We start from the raw sequence: 18281 nt of genomic DNA, 5'->3' as shown, positions 1-18281 counted from the left end.
AAGCGTCGCGTCAGGCGTTAGTACGCGACTGAAGGAGCACCCCATGCTTGCCGCCGCATTGAAACGATTGTTTGTCCCCGCCCTGATCTTGATTGGTCTGTTGGCCGCGCCCGTCAGGGCTGCTCAGGCCGCCGAAGGCGACCCGCCTGCGCGCGCCGGGCGGGTCGCCGAGGTGATAGGGGACGCTTGGCTGTTTGACGCCGAGAGCAAGGAATGGCTGCGCGTGACGCGCAACCAGACCGTTGCTGAGGGTGACCGCCTGCGCACCGATGAGCGCGCCCGCGTCAGCCTGACGGTGGGCTCGACCAGCTTGTGGCTGGATGAGCGCAGCGATCTGGAGTTCAGCCAACTCGATGAAGGCCGCGTGTTGCTCTTGTTGGCCAAGGGCGATCTGGGCCTGCGCCTGCGCTCGCAAACGGCCGTGAGCGAGTACAAGGTGCAGACCCGCGAGGGGCGCTTTTACGCCGAACAGCAGGGCCTGTACCGGGTCGAACAATTGGACAGGGGCAGCCGAGGTTTCGCCTTCAATGGCCGCCTGCGTTTCGAATTCGAGCGCCGGGATGCCAGCCAGCCGGTGTGGCTGCAGACCGGCGATCAGGCCGAGTTTTGGTGGGCCGGCGGCCCGCGTACCGAGACTCAGCGCCTGAACAGCGACAGCTTCGGCGAATGGTTGCTGGCGCAGAGCCGGGCCGAAGGCGACCGCTTTTCCTCCGGCGTGAGTCAGCGCTATGTGTCGCCCGAAATGACGGGTGCGGATGAACTGGACCGGCATGGCCGCTGGGAGTCGTCCAGCGAATACGGCAATGTCTGGATTCCAACCGCCGTGGCGGTCGACTGGGCGCCTTACCGCTATGGCCGCTGGGCCTGGTCGCGTCACTGGGGGTGGACCTGGGTAGACGACGCACCCTGGGGCTATGCGCCGTTTCACTACGGCCGCTGGGTCACTTACGGTGGGCGCTGGGTTTGGTCACCGGGCCGCTATGTGAGCAACCCGGTCTACGCGCCGGCCTTGGTGGCCTGGGTGGGCGGCGTGTCGATCGGCGTTGGTGGCGGCTATGGCTATAGCAACCGGCCCTACTACGGCTGGTACCCTCTGGGCCCGCGCGAGGTTTATGTGCCGCCTTACCGCCACAGCCCCGCACACAATCACCGCATCAATATCGACCCCGATCCGGTCACCGTGAAGCGGCCGCACAGCAACCGCGATGTGGTGGGCGCCGTCAGCTATTTGCCCGGCCAGGGCGGGCCTGTGCGAGCCATGCCGGTAGGCGAAGTGCGGCCGGTGCGGCCCTTGCCGGTTGCGCCGGCGCGCAATGATTTGATGCCGGTTTTGCCTGCGCGCAACGCCGTCGAGGCACAGGTCAAGCCAGCGCCGGCGGACATGCCTTGGCGCAGCGAAAACCTCGGCCGCCGTGAACGTGAGCGAGAGCGCGACCCGGTTCAGACGCAGGCCCGCGAGCAAGCCCGAGAACAAGCCCGTGAGCGTGCTCGGCAGCAACTGCCCGATGCCAGCGGGGCGCCCACAACGGCGCGGGCCTTGCCTGTGCCGGAGGTCCGCAACGAGGCCCAGCAAGGCGTTCAGCGTCAAGAGCGAGCCGATCGGATTGAACGTTTGGAGCGGCAGGAACAGCAGCAGCAGCAGCGCCAGGATGCGATGCAGTCCCCTTCACAGGTGCGCCAAGCCGCCGACCGGGCGATGGAGCAAATGCGCGAGCGCCAGGGGCCCAGCAGAGCGCCGGGTTTCGAACGCCCACCGGAGCGTCAAACCGAGCGTCAGTTCGAACGGCCAACAGAGCGTCCATTAGAGCGTCCAATAGAGCGCCCAATAGAGCGCCCAGCCGAACGTCAGCGCGCAACTGAGCCCATCCCCATGCCCCAGGTGCAAATGCCTGCGCCGCGCCCGCAGCCCGAGGTGCAACGCCCTGCGCAGCCGCAGCCGCAGCGCCAAGAGGATGCAGGCCCTCGGCGCAACCGCGCCGAGGAAGGCCAGCGCTCCGGCGGCGAGCGGGCTAACGGCGAACGCCGTCGGGGTGAAGTCGAGCGCTGATCAAAGCAAGGGCTGCAATTTCGGCCACACCAGGTCGAGCATCAGGGGGTGGGCCTTGGCGAGCGGGTGGATGCGGTCGGGCTGAAACCAGTCCATCGCGTCGGGCCGGTCGGCCACGCCCTTGAGCAAGAAGGGCAGCAGCGCGGCTTTTTCTTCCTTGGCGACGCGTTCGAACAAGCCGGCGAATTCACGCCCATAGCTGGCGCCGTAATTCGGCGGCACCTGCATACCCAGCAGCAGCACCTTGGCGCCGGACGCTTTGGCCGCACGCGTCATCGCCGCGAGGTTGTCGAGGCTCGCGGCCAGCGGCAGGCCGCGCAGCGCGTCGTTGCCGCCCAGTTCGATGACGACGACGCTGGGCTTGTGCTGCGTCAGCAGGGCGCCTAGCCGGGCCCGCCCGCCGGCCGTGGTGTCGCCGCTGATGCTGGCGTTCATCACCCGCTGTGGCAGCTTCTTCTCTTTGAGACGCTGTTCCAACAAGGCCACCCAGCCTTGGCCGCGCGCCAGCCCATATTCGGCCGATAGACTGTCTCCTACCACCAGGATCAGCGGCGCCTGTTTGGCCTCTGTAGCCTCAACAAAGCCCGGCGCCAGCCAGCCCAAGGCCAAGGCGCTAAAGTACGCGCAGCAATCTCGCCGTCTCGATGTCATCACTTGGGTTTCCAGTTCAATGTCCGTCAATATTGTTGAAGTCGACCGGGTCAGCAAAAAGGTGCAAGACGCCTCCGGCGAGCTGACCATTCTGCATGACATCTCGTTTTCGCTCGCGGCCCAGGAATCGGTCGCCATCGTCGGCGCCTCCGGCTCGGGCAAAAGCACTTTGTTGGCGATTCTGGCCGGGCTGGATACGCCCAGCAGCGGCACGGTGCGCTTGCGCGGGCAGGACTTGTTCGTTCTGAATGAGGATGAGCGTGCCGCGGTGCGTGGCGCCGAGCTGGGCTTTGTGTTCCAGAGCTTTCAGCTGCTGCCGAATCTGAATGCGCTGGAAAACGTGATGCTGCCGCTGGAGTTACGCGGCGACCGCGATGCGCGCGCGCTGGCGACGCATATCTTGGGCCGCGTCGGCCTGTCACAGCGCTTAAACCATTACCCGCGCGTGCTCTCGGGCGGCGAGCAGCAGCGCGTGGCACTGGCGCGTGCTTTCGTGATGCGGCCGGCTCTGCTCTTGGCCGATGAGCCCACCGGCAGCCTGGATTTCGCAACCGGGGCGGCCGTCATGGCGCTGATGTTCGAGCTCAACCGCGAGGCTGGCACGACGCTGGTGCTGGTGACGCATGACCCGGCAATAGCCCAGCGTTGCCAGCGGCAGCTGCGTATCGAAGCCGGCGCCTTGGTCTGAATTGGCTCAGCTGCGGCTGGCGCGCTGGCGCAGGCGCCGCCAGCGTTCGCCCTTGATCACCGCCCACCAGCCAAAGTAGACGATCACATAGGCCAGCGAGCCCAGAACCAAGCCGGCCAAGGGCAGGCCGATCAACAGCGGCTCGCCCAGCGCCTGCACCCAGGCCCACAGCGAAGGCAGCCAGGTTGCCGGCTCTTGCCATTCGATCGCGAGCATTTCCGGCGTGGCGATAGGGCCGTGATGGCCTGAGGCCATGCGCCCCAAGGCGATGGCCAGGCTCCAGATCGGCACCAAGGTGAGTGGGTTGGTCAGCCAGGTGGCTGCGATGGCCGCGGCCACATTGGCGCGGCAGGCGATGGCCAACAAGGCCGCCAACACCATTTGGGTGGGCAGCGGAATGACGCCGATGGCCAGGCCCACGGCCACGCCCATGGCGACCCGGCGCCGGTGCGCCACCCACAGCCAGGGCCGAGGCGCCAGATAGCGGCCCAACCACTTCAAGCCCTTGGTTTGGGCCAGCGTGTCGGGGTGGGGCAAGATGCGGCGGGCGAGGCGAGAAGCGGACACGCAAATCCTTCGGGGCAAAAATCAAAAAGCCCGCGCCGCCGTGGTCGGCGCTGCGCGGGCTGTGCAGTCAACAGTAGCTGGACCTTGAAGCAGAAAGTTCAAGCAGCAAATTCAAGCCTCTTGGCCGCTCTGTCCAGCACCCGCTGCTTGATCAGTTCGGGGCGGCGGCGTTGCTGAACTTGTAGTCCGTCTTGGCCTTGTTCTTCAGCTCTTGCTGATAGGCGCCGAGCTTTTGCTGGTCCAGACGCTTGATGATTTGCGGCTTGACGTCGTCAAAAGCAGGGAACTGCGCTTCGCGGCTGTCGTCCAAGCGGATGATGTGGAAACCGAACTGCGACTTGACCGGTGTCTGGGTCATTTCACCCTTTTGCAGCAGGGCCAAAGCCTCGGTGAATTCTTTCACATAGCTGTTGCCATTGGCCCAATCCAGATCACCACCGTTGGCGGCCGAACCTGGGTCCTTGGAGTTCTTGGTGGCCAGGTCTTCAAACTTGGCGCCGGCCTTGATCTGGGCGATCAGGGCTTTGGCTTCGTCTTCCTTTTCCACCAGGATGTGGCGAGCGCGGTATTCCTTGCCGCTGTTCTGGGCCTTGAACTTGTCGTACTCGGCTTGCGCTTCGGCGTCAGAGACGGGGTTCTTCTTGGCGTAATCGGCAAACAGCTCGCGGATCAGAATGCTCTGGCGGGCCAACTCCATTTGGGCCTTGTAGTCGGCGCTGGCAGGCACGCCGCGCTTTTCGGCTTCCTGGATGAAGATCTCGCGCAGCACGACTTCGTCTTTGACCTGCGTCTCCAACTCGGGCGTACGTTGCTGTTGGCCGCTCTTGGTCACTTGCGTGATCAAGAGCTCGGCGCGGGCCTTAGGCACCGGCTTGCCATTGACAACGGCGATATTTTGCGCGCTGGCAGCCAGCGGCAGCAGGGCAGCGGACAAGGCCACAGCGGCCAACAAATTTTTCTTCATGAGGAGATGTCGTTGAGGCTAAAAAAATAGCGCCGTTGGGGGCGCAGTCAGGGTGAGAGAAAACGGGCAGCTTGATTCATGCCTCATCCGGCGCACTGGCATCAATGGCCAGCGCATGGATGCCTTGCTGCATCAACTCTGCCAAGCAATGATATACGAGCCGATGGCGGGCGACCCGGTTCAGGCCGGTGAAGCGGTCGCTGACGATGCGCAGGCTGTAATGACCGCCTTCTTTGGCACCTGCGTGGCCGGCATGTTGATGGCTGTCGTCTTGCAGCGTCAGGGTGCTGGGCTGCAGGCCGGCGCGCAGGCGCGACTCCATCTCGGCCAAGCTAGCTTTGGGCGTGTTCATGGTTTTTCACCTTCTTTGGTGGCGTCTTCGGGTGCGACGTCGGGCTTGGCTTCAGGCAGGTAGCGGCTCATATAAATGCCTTGCGCCAGGGTGAACACCAGGATCAGGCCGGTGGTGCCGAAGGCCTTGAAATTGGCCCAGGCCGAGGTGGAATAGTGATAGGCCACATAGATATTGAGCACACCCAGGGCCGCAAAAAACAGCACCCAGGCCCGGTTCAAGTTCTTCCAAACAAAGTCGGGCAGTTCCAACTCAGCGCCCAGCATCGCCTTGATCAGGTTCTTGCCCCAAAAGGCCTGCGAGGCCCAAAACACCGTGGCCATCGCCCAGTACAGGCCGGTCGGCTTCCATTTGATGAAGGTGGCGTTATGGAACCAGATCGTGGCACCCCCCAGCGTGACGACGAGGCCGAGGCTGATCCACAGCATCAAGTCGATCTTCTTGCCGCGCAGCTTGAGGATCAAGGCCTGCGTCAAGGTAGCCAGCATGACCACCACGGTGGCCAAGAGCACGGCGGCTTCGTCTTGCCCCACCTGGCCCCCGGAGACCAAGAAGCCAAAGTGCTCGGTCGCGAATTGGGCCGCCCAGTCCTTGTGTGCGTCGGCGTACTTGAACGTGCCGAAAAACAGCAGCAAGGGCAAAAAATCGAGCAAAAGCTTCATGGGGACGGGAGCAGGGCTGGCGCGAGCGATGCAGTGATAGAGAGAGGCGGCCGATCAGGGCTGCTGGGGCGTGAAGTCTATCGCAGCCGAGTTAATGCAAAAACGCTCGCCGGTGGGCTCGGGGCCATCGGGGAACACATGGCCCAGGTGCGAGCCGCATTGATTGCAGCGCACTTCGATCCGCACCATGCCGTGGGCATGGTCGACCACGCGTTCGATCACCTCGGCGTTGACGGGGGCGAAATAGCTGGGCCAGCCGCAGCCGGCGTCAAACTTGGTGTCGGCCTCGAACAGTGGCGTGCCGCAGCCAATGCAGTTGTAAGCACCGGCCTCGAAGTGATCCCAGTATTTGCCGGTAAAGGCGCGCTCGGTCGCGGCGTGTCTGGCCACCGCGTACTGCTCTTGATCGAGCTGAGCGCGCCATTCGGCGTCGGTTTTTTGGACCGGGTAGGTCTTGTCGTCTATGGCTTTGCTCATGATGAACAGCTGACTTCCAAAGTTTGCGCCCAGTCGGGCGGGATGGCGGCGTCGGATGCCCGCTCGGGCTCAATGAAGGGCTGCTGCAACACTTTCAACAGCCGTTCGGTTTCGCTGAAGTCACCGGCTTGCGCGGCGCGGATCGCGCCTTCGGCCAGGTGATTGCGCAGGACCACGGCCGGGTTGACGGCGCGCATGCGCAGGCTGCGCTGCTCGTCGTCGCTGCTCTCAAGGCTCAAACGAGCCCGGTAGCGCTGCAGCCAACTCGCCAGCGCCGCTTGGTCGATGAAGAGATCACGCAGCTTGGCCGGATCGTCTGCCTGGGTGAGCGCGCTCAAACGCCTGAAGCTCAGCGTGAAGTCGGCGCGGGCGCCGGCCATCAGCTTGAGCCAGTCGTCGATCAGCGCTTGGTCCTGTGCCTGTTCGGTCTGCAGGCCCAGCTTGGCGCGCATCCGGTGCATCAAGGCGGCGGGGAAGGCGGTCTTGTAGGTTTCCAAGGCGGCCAAGAGCGGGGCACCGTCGAGGTCAGCATCAATCATCAGCGGCAATAGCGCTTGTGCCAGAGCGTGCAGATTCCAAAAGCCGATCTGCGGCTGGCGGGCGTAGGCGTAACGGCCTTGATGGTCGGAGTGGTTGCAGACATGGCCCGGATCGAAGCCATCCATAAAGCCGAAGGGGCCGTAGTCCAGCGTCAGCCCCAGCATAGACATATTGTCGGTATTCATCACCCCATGGCAGAAGCCGACCGCCTGCCAGTCGGCCATCAAGGCAGCGGTTTGCTGCACGACGCGCTCCAGCAGGGCGACATAGGGCTTGGCTGCGGCCAGGCATTCGGGCGCATGGTGGTGAATGAAGAAGTCGGCCAACTGGCGCAGCTCGGCGTGCTGGTGGGTGTGAGCGAAATGTTCGAAATGGCCGAAGCGGATAAAGCTCGGCGCCACGCGGGTGACCACGGCCGCCGTTTCCAAGGTCTCGCGCCGCACCGGCAGCGCGGAGGCGGTGATGGCCAAGGCCCGCGTGGTGGGGATGTTCAAACCGGCCATCGCTTCGGAGCACAAAAACTCGCGGATTGATGAGCGCAGCACGGCGCGGCCGTCGCCCATGCGGGAGTAGGGGGTGGCGCCCGCACCTTTGAGCTGCAGCTCCATGGGGCCGGCGGCGGTTTCGACCTCGCCCAGCAGCAAGGCGCGGCCGTCGCCGAGTTGACCGGCCCAGGAGCCGAACTGATGGCCGCTGTAAACCGTGGCCAGGGGGCGCATGCCGGGCCAGACCGCATTGCCGCTGAGTACCTCCAGGGCCTGCCAGTCGGCGCGCTGCCACCAGTCGGCGGGCCAGCCCAAGGCGGCGGCGAGGCCGGCGCTGCGGGCCACCCAAACCGGATTGGCCATGCCTTGTGCAGGCAGCTCGGTGTGAAAAGCCTCGCCCAGCGCGGCGTAACGGTTCAGCCAAGCGGTGGGTGGCGGCGAGCTTGAGAAGGTGGCATGCGGTGCGGGGCTGTTCATCGGGGCAGTGTAGCCATCGAGCCAGAGCGCTGCCGCCGAAGGGGCAATGCGTCGGCAGAGGCCGCCGCCGGGGCGGTGAATACCCCTAGAGCCGTTGCCAAGCGGCTGTAACTCCGGCGACTATGGCGCTGGTGTGGGCAGGCCTAGACTGAATGTGTAAATTGGCGCCGCCTGCGCCGGTGCCTCAAACAGGAGACAGACACATGGCTTTGATGGGTCAGATGATGACGATGCCGCTGCTGATTTCGTCGCTGCTCAAGCATGCGGCCCGGCATGCGGGCGATACCGAGATTGTCAGCAAACGGGTCGAGGGCGACTTGCACCGCTACAACTGGCGCGCGGCGGAGTTGCGAGCGCGCCAACTCGCGCAGGCGCTGGCCCGCTTGGGCTGCGCCCCTGGCGACCGCATTGCCACCTTGGCTTGGAATGGTTACCGGCACCTGGAGATTTATTACGGCGTGTCGGGCTCGGCCCTGGTTTGCCACACCATCAACCCGCGCCTCTTCCCAGAGCAGATCGCCTGGATCGCCAATGATGCACAGGACCGCGTGCTCTGCTTTGATCTGAATTTTCTGCCCCTGGTGGAGAAATTGGCCGAACACCTGCCCAGCATCAAGCACTATGTGCTGATGACGGCTCGCGCTCACATGCCGGCGCAGACGTCCTTGCCGGGCCTGCTTTGCTATGAAGAGCTGATAGAGGCCGAAGACGGCCACTACGCCTGGCCCGAGTTTGACGAGCAGACGGCGTCCAGCATCTGCTACACCTCAGGCACGACCGGCCACCCCAAGGGCGCCGTCTACAGTCACCGTTCCACCGTCTTGCATGCTTTTGCGGCGGCGCTGCCGGACGCGCTGGACTGCTCGGCCCGCGATGTGGTGATGCCGGTGGTGCCGATGTTCCATGTCAATGCCTGGGGGCTGCCCTATGCCTGTGCCATGGTCGGCTGCAAGTTGGTGATGCCGGGGCCGCATATGGACGGCAAGTCGCTGTATGAGCTGTTCGAGGGTGAGGGTGTCACCTTCAGCGCCGGCGTGCCGACCATCTGGCTGGGGCTGCTGACGTATGTGAAGGCCAATGGCCTGAAGTTCTCCAGCTTCAAGCGCACGGTGATTGGTGGCTCGGCCTGCCCGCCGGCGATGATGGCGACGCTGATCGACGAGTTTGGTGTCGACGTCATCCATGCCTGGGGAATGACCGAGATGTCGCCGCTGGGTACCGCCGCTAAATTGAATGCCGCGCAGTTGCAACTGCCCCAAGAGGAGCAGCGCCGCTTATTGGCCAAGCAGGGACGCGCGATTTACGGCGTGGATATGAACGTCATCGATGACGAGGGTCAGGTCTTGCCTTGGGACGGGGTCAGCGCCGGCAACCTGGTGGTGCGCGGCCCTTGGGTGATCGACCGCTATTACGGCCATGCCGAGGCTGCCTTGATCACGGTCGCCGGGGAGCCGGGCTGGTTCCCGACCGGCGACGTGGCCACCATAGATGCCCAGGGCTTTATGCAGATCACCGATCGTAGCAAGGATGTGATCAAGTCTGGCGGCGAATGGATCAGCTCGATCGATCTGGAAAACATTGCGGTCGCTCACCCCGCCGTGTTCGAAGCGGCGGTGATTGCCTGTGCGCATCCGAAGTGGGACGAGCGGCCGCTGCTGGTGGTGGTTAAAAAGCCCGATGCCGAGTTGACGGCCGAGCAACTGCTGGCCTTTTTCGAAGGCCGCATCGCCAAATGGCAAATCCCGGACGATGTGGTTTTCGTGACCGAGTTGCCGCACACTGCCACCGGCAAGCTGCAAAAGCTGAAATTGCGCGAGCAGTTCAAAGCCCATCGCCTGGCAGGGTTTTGAAATTTTTGAAGGCTGCGGTCCAAAGCTACTGCTTGGTCTGTTTTTGCGGCCTAGCTTGCAGCCAATTCAAGAGTTGCTGGCAGACGACGGGGCTGCTCAGCAACTCCATATGGTTCATGCGGTAACAGACCAGTTGCTCTGACTTGGCAAAGCCTAGATCGCGCCGGGGGTCACTGTGCTCGCCCAAGGCGCTGTGCAAGGGCACCAAGCCGTCACCAATCAAGCGGTTGGCGAGAGCCCCGCCGCGTTTGGCGGTCTTCGCGGACATGGTCGCGGCGACCGCGAAGCAGTTGATGCCGGCCGGCAGCGGTGTGATCAAGCGTTGATCGGGCAGTTGATGGAAACGATCGTCGCCCTGCCAGTCCTCATCGCGTACATGGCCGTGCCGCAGATCGGTGATGCCGGCGCTGCGCAATTGGCCGAGCTTGGCCAGGGGAGCGGTGTAGGACGTGCTGCCCAGCAGCACATCGATCCAATTGCCGGCTCGCTCCAGCGGCGCGCCGTGATGGGGTGTGCCGAGGAAGATGATGTTCTTGAGCAAAGGCAGCCAAGTCAGGCTTTGCTCACCGGCGATGTGGCAGGCGCTGCGTGTCAGCAGGCCGCCCATGCTGTGGGCGACGATGCTGATCTCTTCAACTGGCACCGGCCAATGCCGCAGCAGCAATTCAAGTTGGGCCGCCAACTCGCGGCCATTTTGCGAGGTGTGCAGGCCAGAGTTGTAGCGCAGATAGATGGGGGTGTATCCCAGCGCGGCAGCGAGCGTCTGTCCATGATCAACCGTGCCGACCTTGTCTGACGCTTGCCACTGCAGATCGTTCATGCACAGACCATGGATCAGCAGCAAGACCTTGCCGTTAGGCTTGAATTCTGGGGGCAGGGCTTGCCAGTTCAAAGCCAAACCCTTCCAGCGCATGCCCATGATTGTGGCCAGAGGGTTGCCGGTGGCCAGCAGGTGGTCCCCCATCACGCCGTTCAAGGCCGCCAGCAGAGCAGCTCGCTGAGGGCTCTCTTGTTGCTCTGTACTTTCGCTGCCCGACTGCAACATGGGCTCGAGCCGCTTCAACAGTGCTTGCAAGCTGGCGCCAACCAAGCGGTTGACGCCATGTACGCTGCGATAAGCCAAGCCGGTGACGCCACGCGTCTGCCCAGGTGCCGGGCCGCCGGGCATGCCCAGGCGCGCCCAGATCGACTGATGCACGCCTTCGACTATGCGTGCAATGCCGGCTGTCGCCTGGCTGCCCAACTGGGCAATGCCGCGCAAATCTGTGGCCTGCAGGTGATGGGCCTTACGTCGAGGTCTGTTTGAGTTCATGCTGGCAGAGCCGGCGACAAAAAAGGTCGCCAAGCCGCTTGATTGTGCGGCCAGCCCGCTAGAGGCGCGGCTCTATTCAGCTCACCAAGGTCAAGAGGGCAAAGCTGGCGAACACCAAGCCGATGCTGCTGAGGTTCAATACAAACAGCACAAACGCCCGCGGCAGGGTGCTCCACCAGCGGCAGCGGTAAACGCGGTGCAGGGCGATGAGCGGGTAGATCAAGGCGGCCAGGCCCGCCACTGCCGACAAGACCTCCGACTGAATCAATAGCAGCATCACCATCGCAAACCAGAAGGCGTGCAGATGCAGGGCGAAGGTCAGATGCTCGGTGTAGCGCATGCGCTTGTCCCAAAAAATCAGCTTCAGCCACAGCGCGAAGCAGGGCAGCAACACAAACATGGTGGTGCCGACATTGTTCAGCGCCCGCTCGGACAACTGCACCATCTCCTTGGCCATGCCGGCGTGATCCAGCGTTAGGCGTCGCTCCAGGCGTTTGCACATCGATTCGGGCAGCTTGTCGCAAAAGAACACGCCGTCTTTCAAGCCGGCTTTGAAGCCGCCCAGCCCGCCGATCTGGATGTTCTTGGTATCGCCGTTTTCGAGCTGTATGGCTTTGGAACTGCTTGTTTTATCGAACTCCGGGGTATTGGCTTCGATCTTGCCGCTGGTGACCAGCCGCAGCGACAACAAGGCCAGCACGCTGATGGTCAGGTACAGGCGCAGTGGCAGCACATAGCGCCGGCGCCGGCCGGCCAAATACTCCAGCGTCAATTGGCCCGGCAGCAGGAGCAGGCGCCACAGCGTGCGCCACAGCGCGCCCTCTGTCGAAATATAGGCGCCGCCAAACTGTTGAACGAATTCGAGCAGCGTGGGCGCGCGCAGGTTCGATTCCTGGCCGCAGGCGCCGCAAAACTTGGGCCGAGGGTTGGGGAAGGGTGTGCCGCAGTTTGGGCAGTGATCGGGCGCATCGGCGCTGGCGGCGGGCAATTCGTGCGAGGAACTCATGGCGGCATTGTCGGAGCAAGCACGGCTGCTGTGGCGAGCGGCGAATCCTTTCGCAATTTCACAGTGTCTACACAGTCGCCACGTAGCCTAGACGCAGCATAGCGACAGGCGATCCGTTTGGCGCTTCAAACTACCAGGAACATAGACATGAAAGTTACGGCAATTGGCACCGGCTATGTGGGCTTGGTGACGGGCGCATGTCTGGCGGAGATGGGCAATCATGTGTTGTGCCTGGATGTCAACGCCGAAAAGATTCGCATCTTGAACGAGGGCGAAATTCCGATTCATGAGCCCGGTCTGCAGGAGATCGTGCAGCGCAACGTGGCGGCGGGCCGCTTGCAGTTCACCACCGATATTGACCGGGCCGTCAACCACGGCACCATCATGTTCATCGGTGTGGGCACGCCGCCGGACGAAGACGGGTCGGCCGACCTGCAATATGTGCTCGCGGCAGCGCGCTCGATTGGCGCGCGCATGACCGATTACAAGGTGATCGTCGACAAGAGCACGGTGCCAGTGGGCACGGCGGACAAGGTGCGCGCTGCGGTGGCGGATGAGTTGACCAAACGCGGCTCGACGCTGGCTTTTGCCGTGGTGTCTAACCCGGAGTTTTTGAAGGAAGGCGCGGCGGTCGAAGACTTCATGAAGCCCGATCGCATCATCATCGGCTCCGACGATGAGCAGGCGACGCTGTTCATGCGGGCCCTGTACTCACCCTTCACCCGCAACAATGACCGCATGGTGGTGATGGACCTGCGCAGCGCAGAGTTCACCAAATACGCGGCCAACGCCATGCTGGCCACGCGCATCAGCTTTATGAACGAGCTGGCGCTGCTGGCCGAGAAGGTTGGCGCAGATATCGAGTTAGTTCGTCGGGGCATAGGGTCCGATCCGCGCATTGGCTACAGCTTTTTGTATGCCGGTGCCGGCTATGGCGGCTCTTGCTTCCCCAAGGATGTGAAGGCCTTGGTGCAGGCCGCGCAGGCTGAAGGCGTGTCGCTGCGCGTGTTGGCGGCGGTGGAACAGGCCAATGAGCGGCAAAAAATGGTGCTGGTGGACAAGGTCGTGGCGCGCTTTGGGGCCGATCTGAGCGGCCGCCATTTCGCCATCTGGGGCCTGGCCTTCAAGCCCAATACCGACGATATGCGCGAGGCGCCCGCGCTGGTGATCGTGCAAGAGCTGATTCGCTTGGGCGCGACGGTGGCGGCCTATGACCCGGTCGCCATGCCCGAAGCCAAGCGGGTGTTGGGTGACCTGAGAAGCTTCAGTTTTTGCGAGCGGGCCGAGCAAGCGCTGGAGGGTGCCGATGCCTTGGTGTTGGTGACCGAGTGGAAGGAGTTCAAGAGCCCTGACTTTGACGCCATCAAGGCAGCATTGAAGCAGCCGGTTGTGTTTGACGGCCGCAATCAGTACGAACCTTCATTGATGAAGGTTTTGGGACTGGAGCACCACGGAATCGGCCGCGGTTCGGCTCAATCAGTCAAATAGCCGGGCTGCGTCGGCGAGCAAAGGTGCTTTGGCGTCTTTGTCTGCCAGCAGGGCCGGCACGCCGGTGGCCGGCCACTCAATGCCGATAGCGGGGTCGTCCCAACGCACGGCGCCCTCGCATTGCGGGGCGTAGTAGTCAGTGGTTTTGTAGAGGAAGTCGGCCGTCTCGCTCAAGACCAAAAAGCCGTGTGCAAAGCCCGGCGGCACCCAGAGTTGGCGCTGGTTTTCGGCGCTCAGCTCAACGCCTTCCCAGCGGCCAAAGTTGGGGCTGGAGCGGCGAATATCGACCGCCACATCAAACACCGCGCCGCTGACCACGCGCACCAGCTTGCCTTGCGGGTGAGGTGGCAACTGGAAATGCAGGCCGCGCAGCACGCCTCTGGCCGAGCGGGAGTGGTTGTCCTGCACGAAGCGGACGTCGTAACCGACCGCTTGGTTGAACACGCGCTCGCTCCAGCTCTCGCTGAAAAAACCGCGCGCATCGCCGAAGACCTTGGGCTCGACGATCAAGACCTCGGGCAGGCGGGTGGCAGTAATCTTCATCTTCAGAAGGCTTTGTCGCTCAGCAGCCTTTGCAGGTATTGGCCGTAGCCGTTCTTGGCCAAGGGCTTGGCTAGCGCGGCCAATTGATCGGCCGTGATCCAGCCCGAGCGGAAAGCGATTTCTTCGGGGCAGGCGACCTTCAGACCCTGGCGCTTCTCCAGCGTGGCGATGAATTGGCCCGCTTCGAGCAGGCTGTCATGGGTGCCGGTGTCCAGCCAAGCATAGCCGCGGCCCATGATTTCGACTTTCAACTGTTGCTGGCGCAGGTATTGGGCGTTGACGTCGGTGATTTCCAACTCGCCGCGCGGGCTGGGCTTGATGCTGGCTGCGATATCGCAGACCTGCTCGTCATAAAAATACAGACCGGTGACGGCGTAATTGCTCTTCGGCTGCAACGGCTTTTCGGCAACTGACAAAGCTTTCTTGTTCCCATCGAACTCAACCACGCCGTAACGCTCGGGGTCGGTCACATGGTAGGCAAAGACTGTGGCGCCGGTGGTATTGGCGTTGGCGTTGGACAGCAGACCTTGGAAGTCGTGGCCGTAGAAAATGTTGTCGCCCAAGACTAAGGCGCAGGGGTTGCCGCCAATGAAGTCACGGCCGAGTATGAAGGCTTGCGCCAAGCCGTCCGGGCTGGGCTGCACGCAGTAGCTGATGTTCAGGCCCCAGCGCTTGCCATCGCCCAGCAGCTCTTCGAAGCGCGGGATGTCCTGCGGGGTGCTGATCAAGAGAATGTCGCGGATGCCGGCCAGCATCAAGGTGGCAAGCGGGTAGTACACCATCGGTTTGTCATAGACCGGCAGCAGTTGCTTGCTCATGGCCAGGGTAGCAGGGTGCAGGCGCGTGCCCGAACCGCCGGCGAGGATGATGCCTTTGCGATTGTTTGTCATGACGCTTTCCTCAGAGGATCTCAGTCAGCATGCGCTCGACGCCCACTTGCCAAGCCGGCAATGTGAGGCCAAAGGCGGCTTGTAGTTTGTCGGTGGACAGGCGCGAATTCAGCGGCCGCCGCGCGGGTGTGGGGTAATCAGCTGTCGGGATCGCCAGTATTTGGCTGGCGCTAACCTTGATCGGCACGCCTTTGGCCCGCGCAAATTCGATCACATGCTGCGCATAAGCATGCCAGCTGGTTTCGCCGCCGGCCACCGCGTGATAGGTGCCGCTCAGCGCTGGCTTAGCTAAGGTGGCTCTGAGCATATGGGCCGTCAGGTCGGCCAACAGGTCGGCACCGGTGGGCGCACCAATCTGGTCACTGATGACCTTCAAATGCTCGCGCTCGGCGGCTAGGCGCAACATGGTCTTGGCGAAATTGCCGCCACGCGCGGCGTAAACCCAGCTGGTGCGCAGAATCAGGTGTTGGCAGCCGCTGGCGCGGATGGCGTCCTCGCCGGCTAACTTGCTGCTGCCGTAAATGCTCAGCGGCGCGGTGGCTGCAGATTCATCCCGAGGCTGATCGCCACTGCCGTCGAACACATAATCTGTGCTGTAGTGGATCAGTAGAGCACCCATAGCCTTGGCCTCCAGCGCCAACAAACCAGGCGCGGTGGCGTTGATTTGCCCTGCCAAGGCTGGCTCTGATTCGGCCTTGTCGACGGCGGTGTAGGCGGCGGCGTTGACGATCACTTGCGGAGTGATGGCCTTGACCTTGGCAAGCAAGCACTGACTGTCGGCCAGATCGCCACTGTCATGTCGGTCCAGTGCAATCATCTCCCCCAGCGGAGCCAAGGCACGCTGCAGCTCCCAGCCGACTTGGCCGTTTTTGCCGAGTAGCAGGATTCTCATGCGCTGTATTGCTGAGCCACCCAATCGCGGTAGGCACCGCTCTGTACCCGCGATACCCAATCCGGGTTGGCCAGATACCACTGCACCGTCTTGCGAATGCCGGTGGCGAAGGTCTCGGCCGGGCGCCAGCCGAGCTCGCGCTCGATCTTGCGGGCGTCGATGGCATAACGCCTGTCATGGCCGGGGCGGTCTTTGACGTAGGTGATCAGGCGCTTGTAACTGCCGGCAGCGTCTGGCCGCAATTCATCCAGCAGCGAGCAGACGGTGTGGACGATGTCCAGATTGGTCATCTCGTTCCAGCCGCCGATGTTGTAGACCTCTCCAACTTGGCCACCGGCCAGCACGGCGCGGATCGCCGACGCGTGGTCGGTTACATACAACCAGTCCCGTACATTTTGGCCGTCACCATAGATGGGCAGCGGCTTGCCCGCCAGCGCGTTGACGATCATCAGCGGGATCAACTTCTCGGGGAAGTGCAGGGGGCCGTAGTTGTTCGAGCAATTGGTGGTCAGCACCGGCAGGCCATAGGTGTGGTGCCAGGCACGAACCAGATGGTCGCTGGCGGCCTTGCTGGCCGAGTAGGGGCTGTTGGGCTCGTAGGTCTTGGTCTCGGCGAAAGGCGTGTCGTCGGCCCCCAGCGAGCCGTAAACCTCGTCGGTCGAGACATGGTGGAAACGAAACGCCGCCTTGGCTGCCCCGTCCAACTCGCTCCAATAGGCGCGCGCCGCTTCAAGCAGCGTGTAGGTGCCCTCGATATTGGTGCGCATAAAGGCGCCGGGGCCGCTGATCGAACGGTCCACATGGCTTTCGGCGGCGAAGTGGACCAAGGCGCGCGGCCGGTGTTCGGCCAGCAGCTTGGCAACAAGTGCGCCGTCGCAGATATCGCCCTTGACGAAGCTGTGGCGCGCGTCGCCGTCCAGGCTGCTTAGGTTCTCCAGATTGCCCGCGTAGGTCAGCGCGTCCAGCGTCACCACCGGCTCGTCAGAGGCCTTCAGCCAGTCCAAGACAAAGTTGCTGCCGATAAAACCGGCGCCGCCGGTGACGAGTATGGTCATATCGAACCCAAAAAAATTACAGACGCCAGACCCGCAGACCGGCTGCTTGCAAAGCTTGTTGATCAAAGGCCGCCTTGACGTCGATGAAAGCACCGCCGGGGACCAGCTTGGCGGCCAGATCCGCAGTGCTCAGGGCCTTGTAGCTCTTGTGCGCAACCGCTGCGACGATGGCATCGGCCTTCGGAAGTTGCTCCCAAGTGACCGGACGCACTCCGTATTCATGCATGGCTTCTTCCACATCCGCATCCGGGTCGGTGACGATCACCTCGACGCCGTAAGTCTTCAGCTCGGTGATGATGTCGATGACCTTGGAGTTGCGCAAATCGGCGCAATCTTCCTTGAATGTCAGGCCCAGGACGTTGACCTTGGCACCCTTGATCGCGCTGCCGGCGGCAATCATCTGCTTGATGGTCTGCTCGGCGATGAATTTACCCATGCCGTCATTGATGCGCCGGCCGGCCAGAATCACCTGTGGGTGATAACCCAGCATGTCGGCTTTGTGCGTCAGGTAGTAAGGGTCGACGCCAATGCAATGGCCGCCGACCAGGCCCGGCTTGAACTTCAGGAAGTTCCACTTGGTGCCGGCCGCTTCCAGCACTTCGGAGGTGTCGATGCCGATCTTGTCGAAGATGATGGACAACTCGTTCATCAAGGCGATGTTCAGGTCACGCTGGGTGTTCTCGATCACCTTGGCGGCCTCGGCCACCTTGATGCTGGCGGCGCGGTGCACGCCGGGGATGATGATCTTTTCGTAGACCTTGGCGACGGTGTCCAGGGTCGCGGGCGTATCGCCGGAGACGATCTTGAGGATCTTGGTCAGCGTGTGCTCTTTGTCACCCGGGTTGATGCGCTCAGGTGAATAGCCGATGAAGAAGTCGGTCTTCCACTTCAGGCCCGACTCGCGCTCCAGCACCGGGATGCAAACCTCTTCGGTCGCACCCGGGTAGACGGTCGATTCATAGACGACGATGGCGCCCTTTTTGAGGTTGCGGCCAACGCTGGTGCTTGCACCGACGAGTGGGCGGAAGTCGGGGATATGGGCGTCGTCGACCGGCGTGGGCACGGCCACGATGATGACGTCGGCTTCGCGCAGGCAGGCCGGATCAAAGCTGTACTCGGCGTGCGGCGAATGACTCATTTCCTCGTCGCTCAACTCACGCGAGGGGTCCACACCGGCCTGGCATTTGGCGACCTTGTCTTTGGCAATATCGAAGCCGATGGTGCGGCCATGCTTGCCGAACTCGATCACCAGGGGCAAGCCCACATAACCCAAACCTACGACGGCAATCACGCTCTTTTCGCTCATTCCCTATTCCCCAGATCAACTAATTGAAA

General features: G+C 62.8%; 18 protein-coding genes. 4 read left to right on the top strand and 14 right to left on the bottom strand.

What is annotated here, in order from left to right; translation table 11 throughout:
- Nucleotides 1-43 precede the first annotated feature (43 nt).
- Nucleotides 44-2047 (top strand): DUF6600 domain-containing protein, encoded by a 2004-nt coding sequence (locus tag PRZ03_RS22870; RefSeq protein ID WP_273602421.1) that lies wholly within the window; start codon nt 44-46, stop codon nt 2045-2047.
- Here the strand turns inward: PRZ03_RS22870 and PRZ03_RS22865 are convergent, their stop codons facing one another.
- Nucleotides 2048-2698 carry an arylesterase gene (locus PRZ03_RS22865; RefSeq protein WP_273602420.1) on the bottom strand — a complete coding sequence of 217 codons (651 nt, stop codon included), beginning with the start codon at nt 2696-2698 and terminating at the stop codon, nt 2048-2050. It lies immediately after the preceding gene.
- A gap of 19 nt (nt 2699-2717) precedes the next feature.
- Here PRZ03_RS22865 and PRZ03_RS22860 point away from each other — a divergent pair, with 19 nt between their 5' ends.
- Entirely contained in the window at nt 2718-3386 is a 669-nt protein-coding gene (locus PRZ03_RS22860; RefSeq protein ID WP_273602419.1) for an ABC transporter ATP-binding protein, read from the top strand.
- Between the two features lie 6 nt (nt 3387-3392).
- On the opposite strand, the gene PRZ03_RS22855 is transcribed toward PRZ03_RS22860, so the two are convergent.
- The 6 genes from PRZ03_RS22855 to PRZ03_RS22830 form a co-directional block, all read right to left on the bottom strand.
- Complete coding sequence (locus PRZ03_RS22855) at nt 3393-3953, bottom strand: DUF2062 domain-containing protein (RefSeq protein WP_273602418.1); 561 nt, start codon at nt 3951-3953, stop codon at nt 3393-3395.
- A gap of 151 nt (nt 3954-4104) precedes the next feature.
- The gene (locus tag PRZ03_RS22850; protein ID WP_263535727.1) at nt 4105-4917 is read right to left on the bottom strand and encodes a peptidylprolyl isomerase; all 813 of its coding nucleotides are present in this window, start codon (nt 4915-4917) and stop codon (nt 4105-4107) included.
- A 76-nt stretch (nt 4918-4993) separates the two neighbouring features.
- Complete coding sequence (locus tag PRZ03_RS22845; RefSeq protein ID WP_273602417.1) at nt 4994-5269, bottom strand: BolA family protein; 276 nt, start codon at nt 5267-5269, stop codon at nt 4994-4996.
- Nucleotides 5266-5931, bottom strand: a complete 666-nt coding sequence (locus PRZ03_RS22840) for a septation protein A (RefSeq protein ID WP_273602416.1) — start codon at nt 5929-5931, stop codon at nt 5266-5268. The genes PRZ03_RS22845 and PRZ03_RS22840 overlap by 4 nt, the downstream gene beginning before the upstream one ends.
- A 54-nt stretch (nt 5932-5985) precedes the next feature.
- Nucleotides 5986-6408, bottom strand: a complete 423-nt coding sequence (msrB, locus tag PRZ03_RS22835) for a peptide-methionine (R)-S-oxide reductase MsrB (RefSeq protein ID WP_273602415.1) — start codon at nt 6406-6408, stop codon at nt 5986-5988.
- Nucleotides 6405-7910: a protein adenylyltransferase SelO gene (locus PRZ03_RS22830; RefSeq protein ID WP_273602414.1), complete on the bottom strand. Its 1506-nt coding sequence runs from the start codon at nt 7908-7910 to the stop codon at nt 6405-6407. Before PRZ03_RS22830 ends, msrB begins: the two co-directional genes overlap by 4 nt.
- A gap of 203 nt (nt 7911-8113) precedes the next feature.
- Between PRZ03_RS22830 and PRZ03_RS22825 the strand changes: the two genes are divergently transcribed.
- Nucleotides 8114-9760 carry a 3-(methylthio)propionyl-CoA ligase gene (locus tag PRZ03_RS22825; RefSeq protein ID WP_273602413.1) on the top strand — a complete coding sequence of 549 codons (1647 nt, stop codon included), beginning with the start codon at nt 8114-8116 and terminating at the stop codon, nt 9758-9760.
- Nucleotides 9761-9785: 25 nt separating this feature from the next.
- Here the strand turns inward: PRZ03_RS22825 and PRZ03_RS22820 are convergent, their stop codons facing one another.
- Together PRZ03_RS22820 and PRZ03_RS22815 are read right to left on the bottom strand one after the other, a co-directional pair.
- Nucleotides 9786-11072 (bottom strand): esterase/lipase family protein, encoded by a 1287-nt coding sequence (locus PRZ03_RS22820; RefSeq protein ID WP_273602412.1) that lies wholly within the window; start codon nt 11070-11072, stop codon nt 9786-9788.
- Nucleotides 11073-11148: 76 nt separating this feature from the next.
- Nucleotides 11149-12078 carry a DUF3667 domain-containing protein gene (locus tag PRZ03_RS22815; RefSeq protein WP_273602411.1) on the bottom strand — a complete coding sequence of 310 codons (930 nt, stop codon included), beginning with the start codon at nt 12076-12078 and terminating at the stop codon, nt 11149-11151.
- Between the two features lie 147 nt (nt 12079-12225).
- Between PRZ03_RS22815 and PRZ03_RS22810 the strand changes: the two genes are divergently transcribed.
- Nucleotides 12226-13566 carry a UDP-glucose dehydrogenase family protein gene (locus PRZ03_RS22810; protein WP_273602410.1) on the top strand — a complete coding sequence of 447 codons (1341 nt, stop codon included), beginning with the start codon at nt 12226-12228 and terminating at the stop codon, nt 13564-13566.
- Here PRZ03_RS22810 and rfbC read toward each other — a convergent pair.
- Genes rfbC through PRZ03_RS22785 form a run of 5 tightly spaced genes read right to left on the bottom strand, consistent with a single transcriptional unit; the run spans nt 13555 to nt 18252 of the window.
- Nucleotides 13555-14109, bottom strand: a complete 555-nt coding sequence (rfbC, locus tag PRZ03_RS22805; protein WP_273602409.1) for a dTDP-4-dehydrorhamnose 3,5-epimerase — start codon at nt 14107-14109, stop codon at nt 13555-13557. The two genes, PRZ03_RS22810 and rfbC, sit on opposite strands and share 12 nt — an antisense overlap.
- A 2-nt stretch (nt 14110-14111) precedes the next feature.
- Entirely contained in the window at nt 14112-14999 is an 888-nt protein-coding gene (rfbA, locus tag PRZ03_RS22800) for a glucose-1-phosphate thymidylyltransferase RfbA (protein WP_273602408.1), read from the bottom strand.
- Between the two features lie 10 nt (nt 15000-15009).
- A complete protein-coding gene (rfbD, locus tag PRZ03_RS22795; protein WP_273602407.1) occupies nt 15010-15891 on the bottom strand; it encodes a dTDP-4-dehydrorhamnose reductase in 882 nt (293 codons plus the stop codon).
- Nucleotides 15888-16946 carry a dTDP-glucose 4,6-dehydratase gene (gene rfbB / locus PRZ03_RS22790; protein WP_273602406.1) on the bottom strand — a complete coding sequence of 353 codons (1059 nt, stop codon included), beginning with the start codon at nt 16944-16946 and terminating at the stop codon, nt 15888-15890. The genes rfbD and rfbB overlap by 4 nt, the downstream gene beginning before the upstream one ends.
- A 16-nt stretch (nt 16947-16962) precedes the next feature.
- Entirely contained in the window at nt 16963-18252 is a 1290-nt protein-coding gene (locus PRZ03_RS22785; protein WP_273602405.1) for a nucleotide sugar dehydrogenase, read from the bottom strand.
- Nucleotides 18253-18281 lie beyond the last annotated feature (29 nt).

Source organism: Roseateles albus (assembly GCF_028595345.1).
GTDB classification, from domain to species: Bacteria; Pseudomonadota; Gammaproteobacteria; order Burkholderiales; family Burkholderiaceae_C; genus Paucibacter_A; species Paucibacter_A albus.
Note: the sequence above shows the minus strand (reverse complement) of the source record. Positions and strands in the feature narration are given on the sequence as shown.